Raw genomic sequence first — 13,676 nt, 5'->3', positions numbered from 1 at the left:
ACATGGGAACCAAAAGTATCTATCATGTATCTATGACTGATTCGGCGGCCGACCGCGTCTACGCGGACGTGAAGGAGCAGATCCTCACGAGCGCCCTGCGCGGCGGAGACCTCATCAGCGAAGGCGAGATCGCCGACCGCTGCAACGTGAGCAGGACGCCGGTGCGCGAGGCGTTCCTGCGCCTGGCCGCCGAAGGCTGGATGCGCCTGTACCCGAAACGGGGAGCCTTCATCGTGCCCGTGAGCGACCGGGAGGCCAGGGACGTCCTCGACGCGCGCGTCCTCATCGAGAGTCACGCGGTACGGTCCGTCGTCGGCAGGCCCGAAGAACTCGCCGACCTCGGACGAGCGCTCGCCGACAACCTCGAGCGACACCGGAACGCCGACCTGTCCGAGTTCGCAGTCCTCGACGCCGAATTCCACCAGTTGATCGTCGCCGCGGGAGACAACGCGCTGCTCGCCGACATGTACGTCTCGCTCGGCGAACGGCACCGCCGCATGACGACCACCCGTCTGCACCGTGGAGGAGCCGTCGCCGACCAGATCTTCGCCGACCACGAGGCGCTCGCCGCGACCATCGCCGCGGGCGACGCCGACGAGTTCGCCTCGGGTCTCGCCGCACACCTCAGCGGCGTCCACGACATCCCGGGAGGGCCCCGATGAAACGTTTCGCAGGCTGGCAGGCCGTCTCGCTCGCCGTCTTCACCGCGGCATGGGGCGGCAACGAGTTCACCCCGCTGCTCGTCATGTACCGCACGACGACCGACATCGCGCCGGTCGCCGTCGACCTCCTCCTGTTCACCTACGTGATCGGCATCGTCCCGGCGCTCCTCATCGGCGGACCCCTGTCCGACCGATTCGGGCGACGCCCGTTGATGCTGCCGTCGCCGCTGATCGCCGCGGCCGGATCACTGCTGCTCGCGTGCGGCTCAGGCTCGGTGGCGCTGCTGTCGATCGGCCGCGTCTTGAGCGGCGTGGCCCTCGGCCTCGCGATGGCCGTCGGCGGGAGCTGGATCAAGGAACTCTCCGACGCCGACGGCGCTTCCGCGACGGCGGGCGCCCGGCGTGCCGCGCTGTCGTTGACCTCGGGTTTCGGCATCGGCGCAGGCCTCGCCGCGATCCTCGCGCAGTGGGCACCGTGGCCGAACCAGCTGTCGTACGCGGTGAACATCGCGCTGGCGGTGATCTCGTTCGTCGCATTGCTCGGGGCTCCCGAGTCGCGGCAGGCGGTCGACACCGGTCGTCGTCTCCGCGACGACCTGCGGATCCGCTCGGCACGTCACCCCCGATTCTGGGTGATGGTCGCGCCGGTCGCGCCCTGGGTGTTCGGCGCCTGCGCCGTCGCGTACGCGGTGATCCCGGCGATCATGACGGAGAAGACCTCCACCTGGGCCATCGCGTTCGCGGGCTTGTGCTGCGTCGTCGGACTCACCGCCGGGTTCTTCATCCAGACCCTCGGCCGCCGCATCGACAAGCCGGGTTCCCCGCGGACGATGGTCATCGCCCTGGCGATGGTCGTCGGCGGCCTCGCCCTGGCGATCGTCGCCGCGAACACCACGTCGATCCCGATCGCACTGCTGGCCGCGGCCGTCCTCGGCTGCGGATACGGCATGGCGTTGATCTCCGGGCTGCTCGAAGTCCAGCGCATCGCAGGCCCCGACGACCTCGGCGGCCTGACCGCGGTGTTCTACGGTCTCACCTACCTCGGCTTCGCATCACCGGCGATCATGGCCGCGGTCACCGAGCGGTTCCCGTCCGTCGGCTACCCGCATATGTTCGGTTTCGGCATCGCGATGGCGCTGCTCGCGGTGGCTGTCGTCGTCATCGGCAACCGGACGTCGATCGCCGGACCCCACAGCGTCCGTCCTCGCGAGATGGAAGTGGATCTCGCCGGCGCTGAAGGTTCTCCTCGCTAGACGCTTCGACTCGCTTCGCTCGCTCAAGGACGGGGTCCCCGCCCGTTTTTTGAGCGAGCGAAGCGAGTCGAAAGGTCCTCGACGGCCGGGGCGGAGCAGTCAGGCGTCGGGGAAGCCGTTCGGGTTCTTAGACTGCCACCGCCAGGCGTCGGCGCACATGTCGTCGATCGTGCGAGTCGCGGTCCAGCCGAGTTCGGCGTTCGCCTTCGACGGGTCTGCCCAGTACGCGGGGAGGTCGCCCGCGCGACGGGGGACGATCTCGTAGGGGACATCCCTGCCGCTGGCCTGAGCGAACGCGTTGACGACATCCAACACCGACACCGCCTGGCCGCTGCCGAGATTCCACACCGACAACGGGCGGTCGCCGACGGCGATCGCGTCCAACGCGGCGAGATGGCCCGCGGCGAGATCGTCGACGTGGATGTAGTCGCGCAGACCGGTGCCGTCGGGGGTGTCGTAGTCGTCGCCGAAGACAGCCAGCTTCTCGCGGCGTCCGACGGCGACCTGTGCGACGAACGGCATCAGGTTGTTGGGGACGCCGTTCGGGTCCTCGCCGATGTCGCCGCTCGGGTGCGCGCCGACCGGGTTGAAATACCGCAGGAGCGCGATGCGCCACGAGTCGTCGGCGACGGCGACGTCGCGCAGGATCTGCTCGATCATCACCTTCGTCCACCCGTACGGGTTGGTCGCGGACGTCGGCATGTCCTCGGTGCGCTCCCGGACGGGATTCTCGCCGTAGACGGTGGCCGACGACGAGAACACGAACGTCCGCACCCCGTGGGCGTCCATCGCCCGCAGCACCGACAGTGCCGTGTCGATGTTGGTGCGGTAGTAGGAGATCGGCTTCGCGACCGACTCGCCGACGGCCTTGAAGCCCGCGAAGTGGATGACGGCGTCGATGTTCTCGACCGCGAACAGGCCGTCGGTGGCGGCCTCGTCGGTGAGGTCGATCGTGTAGACGGTGACCGGCGTCCCCGACAGCTCGACCAGACGGGGGATGATGCTCGGCTTCGAGTTGCTGAAGTCGTCGGCGATCACCACGTCGTGTCCGGCGGCGAGCAACTGCAGGACGGTGTGGGAGCCGATGTAGCCCGCTCCTCCTGTGACGAGGACCTTCATCGGTCTCCTTCGGGGTCGATGACCTGTTGGGTCTGTGCGTACGAGCGTTCCACGTCGTCCTTGGCGGGTCCCCACCAATCCTGATGGGTGCGATACCAGTCGACGGTCGCGGCCAGCCCAGACGCGAAGTCCGTGTAGCGGGGCGTCCACCCGAGTTCGGTCCGCAGGCGTGTCGAGTCGATGGCGTAGCGGCGGTCGTGGCCCGCGCGGTCGGTGACGAAGTCGAACGCGTCGCGCGGCTGCCCGAGCATCTCCAGGATGGTCTCGACGACGGTGCGGTTGTCGACCTCGCCGTCGGCTCCGATGAGGTAGGTCTCGCCGGGCTCGCCGCGGTCGATGATGGTCCAGACGGCGTCGTTGTGGTCGTCGACGTGGATCCAGTCGCGGACGTTGCGGCCGTCGCCGTACAGCTTGGGTCGGACCCGCGTCAGGACGTTGGTGATCTGGCGGGGGATGAACTTCTCCACGTGCTGGTACGGGCCGTAGTTGTTGGAGCAGTTCGAGATCGTCGCGGTGATCCCGAACGACCGGACCCAGGCCCGGACCAGCAGGTCGCTGCCCGCCTTGGTCGAGCTGTAGGGGCTCGACGGGTTGTACGCCGTCTCCTCGGTGAAGCGCGCCGGGTCGTCGAGGTCGAGGTCGCCGTACACCTCGTCGGTGCTCACGTGATGCAGTCGGGCGCCGTGGCGGCGGACCGCTTCGAGCAGCGTGTACGTCCCGACGAGATTGGTCTGCACGAACGACGACGGGTCGGCGAGCGAGTTGTCGTTGTGCGATTCGGCCGCGAAGTTCACCACCAGATCGGCCTCGCCCACCAGCCGGTCGACCACGGCGGCGTCGGCGATGTCGCCGCGGACCACGCGCACCCGGTCTGCGACCGGAGCCAGCGTCGACGGGTTGGCGGCGTAGGTGAACTTGTCGAGCACCGTCACGTCGACGTCCGGTCGGGTGGACAGGGTGGACAGGACGAAGTTGGCTCCGATGAACCCGGCTCCGCCGGTCACCAGGACTCGCATGGGTCTCCGTAGGTGTGGCTTCGAATGGTCCCTCAACTGTACCGATAGGCTTGCAGCATGCGCGGAATCATCCTCGCCGGTGGCACCGGGTCGCGTCTGCACCCGATCACGCAGGGCGTCAGCAAGCAGCTCGTGCCCGTCTACGACAAGCCGATGATCTACTACCCGCTCTCGACGCTGATGCTGGCGGGCGTGCGGGACATCCTCGTCGTGACGACCCCGCACGACAGCGAGTCGTTCCGGCATCTCCTCGGCGACGGATCGCAGTTCGGCGTCCGCATCGACTACGCCGTGCAGCCCGAGCCGAAGGGGCTGGCGCAGGCGTTCGTGCTCGGAGCCGATCACATCGGCGACGACGCCGCGGCCCTCGTCCTCGGTGACAACATCTTCTACGGCCCGGGCCTCGGCAGCAGGCTGCAGGGCTTCGGCGACGTCGACGGCGGCGCGATCTTCGCCTACCGAGTCGCCGATCCGACAGCGTACGGCGTCGTCGAGTTCGACGCGGACGGGACGGCCGTCTCCCTCGAGGAGAAGCCGACGCGGCCGAAGTCCCGCTACGCGGTGCCGGGGCTCTACTTCTACGACAACGACGTCGTCGACATCGCGCGCGGCCTGGAGCCGTCGGCCCGCGGCGAATACGAGATCACCGACGTCAACGCCGAGTACTTGCGCCGCGGGAAGCTCAGCGTGACCGTCCTCCCGCGCGGAACCGCCTGGCTCGACACGGGCACCTTCGATTCGCTGCTCGACGCCGGGAACTTCGTCCGGACGGTCGAGGAGCGACAGGGACTGAAGATCGCGGTGCCCGAGGAGATCGCGTGGCGGCTCGGCTACATCGACGACGCGCATCTGCGCGAGCGCGCCGCGGCCCTCGTGAAGTCGGGCTACGGCGCATACCTGTACGACCTCCTCGACCGTGGACGGGAACTGTAGACACATGAAGGTTCGAGAACTGACCATCCCGGGCGCGTGGGAGTTCACCCCCGCTCAGCACGGAGACGACCGCGGTCTCTTTCTGGAGGCGTTCAAGGGCGACCTCCTCGCCGAGACGATCGGTCACCGATTCGAGTTGGCCCAGGTCAACACCTCGGTGTCGGCCGCGGGCGTGTTGCGTGGCATCCATTTCGCCGATGTCCCACCCGGTCAGGCGAAGTATGTGACGTGCAACGTCGGAGCGGTCCTCGACGTGGTCGTCGACCTGCGCGTCGGGTCGTCGACGTTCGGGAAATGGGACGCCGTGCTGCTCGACGACACCAATCGGAAGGCCGTCTACCTGGCCGAAGGACTGGGACACGGGTTCTGCTCGCTGATGGACGGCTCCACCGTCACCTACCTCTGCTCCACCGGGTACAACCCGGCCGCCGAGCACGGCGTGAATCCGCTCGACGAGACGCTCGGCATCGACTGGCCGCGCGTCGGACGTGACGGGAGCCCGCTCGAGTACCGGCTCTCGGATAAGGACGTAGCCGCCCCGGGCCTCGCCGAGGCCCAACGACTCGGACTGTTGCCGCGAACGGGACCGAACGGGGGACAGCGGTAGAGCGGTCGCCTCCCGGACGATGAAGGCTCTTTCTCTACGTCCCGCCAGGAAGACCGCAGGACAAGCTCACGCCCTCCCGAAATCGGTCGATCTATCGGTGACCGGCGGCGATACGTCGCCGGACCGCGATGGATCAACCGATCTCAGGGATGCAGGTGGGGGAACGGGGGAAGTGCGGGGGTGTGCAGCCAGTCGCGCCAGATGTCGCCGAGGGGTGTCGAGGTGAACGTCGACGCGAGGGCGACGAAATCCTCCGTCGTGACGGTCCGGTAGCGGTACTTGTCGGTCCAGCGGCGCAGAAGGGCGAAGAAGTCGCCGTCGCCGATGCGCAGACGCAGTGCGTGCAGGGTGATGGCTCCGCGCTTGTACACCCAGTCGTCGAACATCTGTGACGGGCCGGGATCGGCGAGCGGCGTGGTGAAGCGCGTGTGCTGCAGCTTCTCGTAGTAGTGGCGCGCCCACTCGTCGGCCGACCGGCCCCCGCTGTGCTGGCTCCACAGCCACTCCGAGTAGCAGGCGAAACCCTCGTGCAGCCAGATGTCCTGCCAGCGGGCACACGTCACGGAATTGCCGAACCACTGATGCGCCAGCTCGTGGGCGATGAGCCGCTCATGATCGAGGGTGCCGTCGCAGTGATTCGACCCGAACGTCGAGAAGCTCTGCGCCTCCAGCGGGATGTCGAGTTCGTCGTCGGTCACGACCGCGGTGTACTGGGGGAACGGGTACGGGCCGAACATCTCGGTGAACGCGTCGACCATCTTGACCTGGCGGGCGAAGCTGACGTCGAACTCGGCCGACAGTCGCCTCGGCACCAGAGCGTGGACGGGCACGTCGCCGTCGGACAGGACGCGACGGTCGTATTGTCCGATCTGGATCGACGCCAGATAGGTCGACATCGGCTCCACCTGGTCGTACACCCACGTCGTCATCGCGGCGCGACGCTGCTTCGACACCAGTCGTCCGTTCGCCAGCGTGTGATACGGGCTGTCCGTGGTGATCTCGATGTGGAACGGGGCCTTGGCCTCGGGATGGTCGTCGCACGGGAACCACGACGGCGCGCCGTTCGGTTGATTGGCGCAGAGCGAGCCGTCGTCGAGCTCCTCCCAGCCGACCGTCCCCCACTGGCTGCGGACCGGTCGAGGATTGCCGTTGTAGCGGACGACGACGGTCATCGCACCGCCCGGCGGGATCGGGTCGGCAGGGGTCACCGACAGCTTGCCCGACCTGTGCGAGAAGCGGACTCGGGAGCCGTTGACGGTCACGCGGTCCACGCGCAACGACGTCGCGAGGTCGAGGGTGAAACGGGTCAGCCGCTGGTACGACGTCGCGGTGATCGTCGCGACCCCCGCGAGACGGTTGCTCGACACGCGGTAGTCGAGGACCAACGCGTACCGGGAGATGCGGTACCCGAGGTTGCCGCTTCGAGGCAGGTACGGATCGAGTTCGTGGTGGCCTCCGGCGAGCGTCGGCTCCTGCGCGTTCGGTTTGTTCCGCACTACCTCTCCGTCTGTCGTCCGGTCGGGCTCCATCGTAGCCGCGGCACGGCCGGCAGGCGCGCCGAGTCTCTAGACGTCGGCACTCAACCGATGAGGTGAAATCGGCGGGTTCCTCTTCCGGTCGTGGACGGTGAACCTGTGTGATGGACAGTGGCCGCGACTGCCCGCGGTGTGCCGATGACGAAGACAGGTGGGCATGTATCCCCAGCAGCCGTCCAACCAGCCAGGTGGCTGGAATCAACAAGCTGCAGGTCAGCCGGGCTATCCGCAACCCGGGTACCCGCAGCAGAACACGTCGCCGCTCGCGGGTCTGAGCGGTGTCCCGCCGCTCCCCGCCGTGCTGGGCGTGCTCCTGGTGATCGGGTTCATCGGCATGTTCGTCGGGTCGAGCGGCAGTTTCACCAGCCACTCCTCACGCAGCGAGCTGTGCTCCGCGTACTCGAGCCTGAAGTCGGCCTTCGACGACGACAGCACGTACGACGTGACGTCCGAGGTCGACGAGCTCGCATCCGTCGCCAAGGACTACGACGACGAGGGAGTTCAGGAGGACGGCGACAACCTCGGCAACGCGGGCGGCTCCGGCTTCATCACGTGGTCGTCGATCTCGTCGAAGACGTCCCACATCCGAGCGGAGTGCAACTGACATGACCGGTCCTCAATATCCGCAGCCTCAGCCGTACGGGCAGGGGCCGCAGCAGCCGTACGGCCAGCAGCCGCCGATGCGGCCGACGGCTCCTCGCCAGCCGATGGCCGAGCCGGTGCGCAACGCGCTCATCGTCGCGGGCGTGGTGGTCGTGGTGTCGGTGTTGATCATGGTGACGTCGTGGCTGCTGGTCGGCCTCGCGATCCTGCTGGTCGGCGGTTTCTACGCCTTCCTCGTATTCCGCGGGATGCCGCCGTTCGCGAACGTGAACCAGACGATGGACGCGCTGAAGTCGCTGTCCGGACCGTCGCGGGCCCCGACGGGCTACGCGCCCGGTCACCAGCAGCCTGTTCAACATCAGCAGCCCGGTCAACAACAGCAGTAAGGGTACCCGAGCTCGCCGAACATCCCGAGTTCGCCGGGCATGCCGAGCTCGCCGAACATCCACAGTGCGCCGAATGTCCCGAGCACGCCCGCGATGCCGGCGCAGGGCGGATTCACCGAGGCGATGGCCGCAGACCCGTCGACGCCGGCCGAGGTGCTCAACCGGATCGCGGCCGACGCGCCGCACCTGCGGCCCGCACTCGCCCGCAACCCCGCCACCTACGACGATCTGCTGACCTGGCTCGGTTCTCTCGGCGATCCCGCCGTCAACGCGGAACTGGCTCGCCGACCGCGCTGACTCGAACGGCTCAGGGCGTCCACGGAGCGATGGGATTGCCCTGCCACGTGGTGTGAGCGGGGACGACGTCGCCGCGCATCACGAGCGACGCGGGTCCGACAGTCGCAGACTCCCCGACACCCGAGGCGGGGAGTGCCACGCAGTGCGGTCCGAGCGTGGCTCCGGCCTCCAGCCGGACGGCGTCGATCGCCATCACACGATCGTGGAACAGGTGCGTCTGGACGACGCAGCCGCGCTGCACGTTGGCCCCGTCGCCGAGTTCGACGAGGTCGGCCTCGGGCAGCCAGTACGACTCGCACCACACGCCCTTTCCGATCTTCGCGCCGAGCGACCGCAGCCACAGGTTGAGAACCGGGGTGCCGGTGGCGGCATTCGCGAACCACGGTGCGGCGACGGTCTCGACGAACGCGTCCGACAGTTCGTTCCGCCAGACGAACGAACTCCACAGGGGATGCTCGGAGGGGCGGATGGGTCCGACGACCGTCCACTTCGCGACACATGCGACGGCGCCCGCGACGGCCCCGGCGGCCAGCAGGACCAGCCCGCTGACCAGGGCCGCGATGACCACGCCGTGCTTGTCGGCGGTGATCTGCAGGGCGAACAGGACGGCGACGCCGATCGTGAACGAGACCATGACCGCCACCAGGCGCAGCGTCTCGACGATCGCGCGGGCCAGTTTGACGCCGAACCCCGGAGCGAAAGTGCGCGACGAGTCGGACTCGTTGGCCGTACGGCGCAGTCGGACCGGCGGGCTGCCGAGCCAACTCGACCCGCTCTTGGCCTTCTGCGGAGCAGCCGACAGGACGGCGACGAGACCGTTCTTGGGGACCTTCCGATCGGGCGCGATCATTCCCGAGTTGCCGAGGAAGGCGCGCTTGCCGACCTTCGCCTCGCCGATCCGCATCCAGCCGCCGCCCAGCTCGTACGACGCGACGAGGGTGTCGTCGGCCAGGAACGATTCGTCGCCGACCGTCGTGAACTTCGGGATGACCAACGCTGTCGAGATCTCGGCGGCCTTGCCGATGTCGGCGCCGAGCGCGCGGAACCACCACGGCGTCAACAGGCTCGCGTACAGCGGGAACAGGTAGGTGCGGGCGGCGTCCATCATGCGTTCGGTGGCCCACACCTGCCAGCCCACTCGCGAGCGGACCGGGTGGACGCCCGCGGTCATGCCGATCGATGCGAGGCGCACCAGGATGAGCGTGAGCAGCGCGAACACGACCATCGCGGCGAGCGCACCCGCGGGGGCGAGGGCCAGCATGCGCCACGTGGCGGTGCGCAGTCGGTCCGCCGATAGCGCCCAACTGCCCGCGACGGCCAGGCCCGCGGCCAGCGAGACCAGCGGGATGCCGGAGATGACGAGCGCCGTCGCACCGTAGACGGCGACCCACCAGCGCCGCGTCTGAGGCCGCTGAGTGGGCCACTCGGATTTCGCCTTGCCGAGTTTCACCGCGGGCGATCCGCCCCAGCGCTGACGAGACTTGACCTTGCCGACGACGGCCGAGCCGGGATCGACGATGGCGTCGCGTCCGACGACGGCGCCCGGCAGCAGCGTCGAGCGGCTGCCGACGGTGGCGCCGGGCTTCACGACTAGCTCGCCGACGTGCAGGACGTCGCCGTCGAGCCACCAGCCCGCGAGGTCGACCTCGGGTTCGATCGCCGCGCCGTCGCCGATCCGCAACAGGCCGGTGACGGGAGGCAGGGAGTGCAGGTCGACGTCCTTGCCGATGGTGGCGCCGAGCGCGCGAGCCAGCGACGGCATCCACGGGGCTCCCGACAGGTTGTGCGCACCGCTGGCCGCCATGAGTCGTTCGGCGGTCCACAGGCGGATGTGCACCCCGCCGCCGCGCGGATAGTCGCCGGGGCCCACTCCGGCCAGCAGCAGTCGTGCGCCGACGGCGGCGATGCTCATGCGGCCGATCGGCGTCACGAAGACGATGAACGCGGCGAGCAGCCACCACCAGTTCACCTCGATCAACCAGACCGGGTCGTAGCCGAGGCCTGAGGCGGCGGCGCGTCCGACGTTGTTCGCGACACCCAACCAGGTGACCCACTGGATGCCGGTGAGCGTCGCGAGCGGGATGGAGGCGATGGTCTGCGCGACGCCGGTCGACGGCGGCACGGGCTTCACGATGCGCGGCTCCACCGCGGCCGACGGGTCGAGCGCGTCGAGCATCTCGGCGAGCGACCCGAGCCGCGGGTGGTCGTACAGGTCGGCGACGGTGATCTCCGGGTACCGGGTGCGCAGCGCCGTGACGAGCTGCGCCGCCGACAGCGACCCGCCGCCTTCGGCGAAGAAGTCGGCCTTCGCGCTGCCGACGGACACCCCGAGGACGTCGGCCCACTGCTGTGCCAGCCAGGCCTCGGTGCCCGACAGGTCGGACGGCCCGTCGCCCGCGTCGGCGCCGACGACCGGCCACGGCAAGGCGTCGCGGTCGACCTTGCCGGATGTGCGGGTCGGCAGTTCGTCGAGCAGGACCAGCCGGGGGACGAGCGCGGCGGGCAACTCCTCCCGGAGTCGGGCCTGGGCGGCGGCGACGTCGAAATCGGTGTCGGCGGAGGCCAGGTACCCGACGAGGATCGACGAGCCCGAGCCGGTCTTGCGGACGGCGGCGGCCGCGCCGGACACGCCGGGCAGATTCTGCAGCGCGTTGTCGACCTCACCGAGCTCGATGCGTCGGCCGCCGATCTTGACCTGGTCGTCGGCGCGTCCGACGAACAGCAGTCCGCGACTGTCGAGGGTGACGATGTCGCCGCTGCGGTAGGCGCGCTCCCATCCGAGGGCGGGTGCGGGCGCGTACTTCTCGGCGTCCTTGACCGGGTCGAGGTAGCGGGCCAGGCCGACGCCGCCGATCACCAGTTCGCCGGACTGGCCTTCGGCGACGGGCTCGCCGTTCGCGTCGACGACGGCCAGGTCCCAGCCGATCAGCGGCATGCCGATCCGGACGGGCTCTCCGCGCCGCAGCGGCGACGCGCACGCGACGACTGTCGCCTCGGTGGGGCCGTACGTGTTCCACACCTCGCGGTCGTCGGTCGCGAGACGGTCCGACAGCTCGGGCGGGCACGCCTCGCCGCCGAAGATCAGCAGGCGGACGGCCTCGATCGCCTCGGCGGGCCACATCGAGGCGAGGGTCGGGACCGTCGAGACGACGTTGATGTCGCGCTTGACCAGCCACGGGCCGAGGTCCATGCCCGATCGGACGAGTGCGCGCGGCGCCGGGACCAGGCAGGCCCCGCTGCGCCAGGCGAGCCACATCTCCTCACACGACGCGTCGAACGCCACCGACAGGCCGGCGAGCACGCGGTCGTCGGGGCCGAGCGGCTCGTCCCGCAGGAACAGGGCGGCCTCCGCGTCGACGAACGCCGCGGCGTTGCGGTGAGTGACGGCCACGCCCTTCGGCTTGCCGGTGGAACCGGAGGTGAAGATGATCCACGCGTCGTCGGTCTGTGTGGCGGGCGACGTCCCTACCGGTGCGATGGGCCCGTCGAGCGGCGCGGTGGCGTCGCGGCCGGACTGCGGGTGCACGCCGTCGGCGTCGAACAACGCGTCGATGTCGGCCTCGCCGAACACCAGCTCGGCGCGCTCGTCGGGATCGTCGGCGTCCACCGGGACGTAGGCCGCACCCACCCACAACGTGGCGAGGATCGCGATGTAGAGGTCGCGGGAGCCGGACGGCATGCGGATGCCGACGCGGTGTCCGCGGCCGACGCCGATCGCGGACAGTCGTCCGCTGACGCGCCGGACCAGTGCGATCAGTTCGGAGTAGGTGACGATCTGGTCGCCGTCGTCGATCGCCGGTGCGTCGGGGTGCGTGCGCGCGGTCGACGCGAGGACGTCGCACAGGGTGCGTCCGGCCGGCGCCTGGTCGCCGAGCAGGAACTCCGCTGGTATCGGCACGTGTGCTTCCCCTTCGAGGTGTCGTCAGCCGACGCGAGCAGTCCCGCGTCGGAGTCATTTTGCCCCACGGGAGGCTCCTCCGCAGTGCAGGCGATGCAGTGCGTGACCGTATGGTGGATTCGGAGTGTGACCGCCCACACCGCGCCGACGACGGGAGACGTGAATGGCAGGCATCAGCGTGGACGATCTGTTCGGCTTCGCCGGACTCATCGACGACGAGGAACGGTCGATCGTGGAGACCGTCCGAGGCTTCGGAGCCAAGCGGCTCCGGCCGCATGTCGCGGAGTGGTTCGAGGACGGTGCGCTGCCCGTCCGCGACCTCGCCCTCGAGCTGGGTGAACTGGGTCTGTTCGGCATGCACCTGGACGGGTACGGCTGCGCCGGGGCGTCGGCCACCGCCTACGGGCTGGCGTGCCTGGAGGCGGAGGCGGTCGACAGCGGGCTGCGGAGCTTCGTCTCCGTGCAGGGCTCGCTCTCGATGTACGCGATCCACGCCTTCGGCAGCGACGAGCAGAAGGATCGGTGGCTGCCCGCGATGGCGCGTGGCGAGGCCATCGGCTGCTTCGGACTCACCGAACCCGACTTCGGTTCGAACCCCGCCGGGATGCGGACCAACGCCCGGCGCGACGGCGACGACTGGATCCTGAACGGTGCCAAGATGTGGATCACGAACGGGCCGGTCGCCGACGTCGCCGTCGTCTGGGCGCAGACCGACCCCGACGCGGGCGGGCGCGGCATCCGCGGCTTCGTCGTCCCGACCGACACCCCCGGTTTCACGGCGAACGAGATCAAGCACAAGATGTCGCTGCGCGCGTCGGTGACCGGCGAACTCGTGCTGGAGGACGTCCGCCTCCCCGCCGACGCGGTGCTGCCCGGTGTGCAGGGCATGCGCGGACCGCTCAGCTGCCTCAACGAAGCCCGTTTCGGCATCGTGTTCGGCGCGGTCGGCGCCGCCCGCGACTGTCTGGAGACCGCGCTGCGCTATGCGGACGACCGCGAGGTGTTCGGCCGCTCGCTCGGCGGCTACCAGCTCACCCAGGCCAAACTCGCCGACATGGCGCTCGAAGTCGGCAAGGCGTTCCTCCTCGCGATGCACCTCGGACGCATGAAGGACGCCGGGGCCATCCGTCCCGAGCAGATCAGTCTCGGCAAGCTCAACAACGTGCGGGAGGCGATCGCCGTCGCCCGCGAATGCCGAACCATCCTCGGCGCCAACGGGATCACCCTCGAGTACCCGGTGATCCGGCACGCCAACAACCTGGAATCGGTCCTCACCTACGAGGGCACCAGCGAGATGCATCAGCTGATGATCGGCAAGGCCCTCACCGGGTACGACGCCTTCCGCTGACCACTCATCCCTCCCACCC

12 protein-coding genes are annotated in these 13,676 nt (G+C 69.2%); 8 read left to right on the top strand and 4 right to left on the bottom strand.

Features of this window, described 5'->3' with window-relative positions; all coding sequences use genetic code 11:
• The first annotated feature begins 32 nt into the window (after positions 1 to 32).
• Together GYB83_RS09225 and GYB83_RS09220 are read left to right on the top strand one after the other, a co-directional pair.
• Positions 33 to 662 (top strand): GntR family transcriptional regulator, encoded by a 630-nt coding sequence (locus GYB83_RS09225; protein WP_186349751.1) that lies wholly within the window; start codon positions 33 to 35, stop codon positions 660 to 662.
• Positions 659 to 1,915, top strand: a complete 1,257-nt coding sequence (locus tag GYB83_RS09220; RefSeq protein ID WP_161895202.1) for an MFS transporter — start codon at positions 659 to 661, stop codon at positions 1,913 to 1,915. Before GYB83_RS09225 ends, GYB83_RS09220 begins: the two co-directional genes overlap by 4 nt.
• Before the next feature lie 99 nt (positions 1,916 to 2,014).
• Here the strand turns inward: GYB83_RS09220 and galE are convergent, their stop codons facing one another.
• Both galE and rfbB read right to left on the bottom strand, forming a co-directional pair.
• The gene (gene galE / locus GYB83_RS09215) at positions 2,015 to 3,034 is read right to left on the bottom strand and encodes a UDP-glucose 4-epimerase GalE (RefSeq protein ID WP_161895201.1); all 1,020 of its coding nucleotides are present in this window, start codon (positions 3,032 to 3,034) and stop codon (positions 2,015 to 2,017) included.
• Positions 3,031 to 4,050, bottom strand: coding sequence for a dTDP-glucose 4,6-dehydratase (gene rfbB / locus GYB83_RS09210; protein WP_161895200.1), 1,020 nt, complete (start codon positions 4,048 to 4,050; stop codon positions 3,031 to 3,033). Before rfbB ends, galE begins: the two co-directional genes overlap by 4 nt.
• A gap of 57 nt (positions 4,051 to 4,107) precedes the next feature.
• Between rfbB and rfbA the strand changes: the two genes are divergently transcribed.
• Both rfbA and GYB83_RS09200 read left to right on the top strand, forming a co-directional pair.
• The gene (gene rfbA, locus GYB83_RS09205) at positions 4,108 to 4,983 is read left to right on the top strand and encodes a glucose-1-phosphate thymidylyltransferase RfbA (protein WP_161895199.1); all 876 of its coding nucleotides are present in this window, start codon (positions 4,108 to 4,110) and stop codon (positions 4,981 to 4,983) included.
• 4 nt (positions 4,984 to 4,987) lie between these two features.
• A complete protein-coding gene (locus GYB83_RS09200) occupies positions 4,988 to 5,590 on the top strand; it encodes a dTDP-4-dehydrorhamnose 3,5-epimerase family protein (protein ID WP_161895198.1) in 603 nt (200 codons plus the stop codon).
• A gap of 143 nt (positions 5,591 to 5,733) precedes the next feature.
• On the opposite strand, the gene GYB83_RS09195 is transcribed toward GYB83_RS09200, so the two are convergent.
• Positions 5,734 to 7,119, bottom strand: coding sequence for a M1 family metallopeptidase (locus GYB83_RS09195; RefSeq protein WP_371865028.1), 1,386 nt, complete (start codon positions 7,117 to 7,119; stop codon positions 5,734 to 5,736).
• A gap of 163 nt (positions 7,120 to 7,282) precedes the next feature.
• On the opposite strand from GYB83_RS09195, the gene GYB83_RS09190 reads away from it, so the two are divergent.
• From GYB83_RS09190 to GYB83_RS09180, 3 genes are read left to right on the top strand one after another with little or no spacing between them, the layout of a single operon-like run.
• Positions 7,283 to 7,729: a hypothetical protein gene (locus tag GYB83_RS09190; protein ID WP_161895196.1), complete on the top strand. Its 447-nt coding sequence runs from the start codon at positions 7,283 to 7,285 to the stop codon at positions 7,727 to 7,729.
• Between the two features lies 1 nt (position 7,730).
• On the top strand, positions 7,731 to 8,114 hold the full coding sequence (locus GYB83_RS09185) for a hypothetical protein (protein ID WP_161895195.1): 384 nt from the start codon (positions 7,731 to 7,733) through the stop codon (positions 8,112 to 8,114).
• Between the two features lie 39 nt (positions 8,115 to 8,153).
• Positions 8,154 to 8,411: a variant leucine-rich repeat-containing protein gene (locus GYB83_RS09180; protein ID WP_161895194.1), complete on the top strand. Its 258-nt coding sequence runs from the start codon at positions 8,154 to 8,156 to the stop codon at positions 8,409 to 8,411.
• Positions 8,412 to 8,421: 10 nt separating this feature from the next.
• Here GYB83_RS09180 and GYB83_RS09175 read toward each other — a convergent pair whose 3' ends face one another.
• Positions 8,422 to 12,309, bottom strand: a complete 3,888-nt coding sequence (locus GYB83_RS09175; RefSeq protein ID WP_161895193.1) for a Pls/PosA family non-ribosomal peptide synthetase — start codon at positions 12,307 to 12,309, stop codon at positions 8,422 to 8,424.
• A gap of 163 nt (positions 12,310 to 12,472) precedes the next feature.
• Between GYB83_RS09175 and GYB83_RS09170 the strand changes: the two genes are divergently transcribed.
• On the top strand, positions 12,473 to 13,657 hold the full coding sequence (locus GYB83_RS09170; RefSeq protein WP_161895192.1) for an acyl-CoA dehydrogenase family protein: 1,185 nt from the start codon (positions 12,473 to 12,475) through the stop codon (positions 13,655 to 13,657).
• Positions 13,658 to 13,676: the final 19 nt, after the last annotated feature.

It is taken from the genome of Gordonia spumicola (genome assembly GCF_009932475.1).
Classification (GTDB): domain Bacteria; phylum Actinomycetota; class Actinomycetes; order Mycobacteriales; family Mycobacteriaceae; genus Gordonia; species Gordonia spumicola.
The sequence above is the reverse complement of the archived record's forward strand: the minus strand, read 5'-3'. Positions and strand labels throughout refer to the sequence as shown.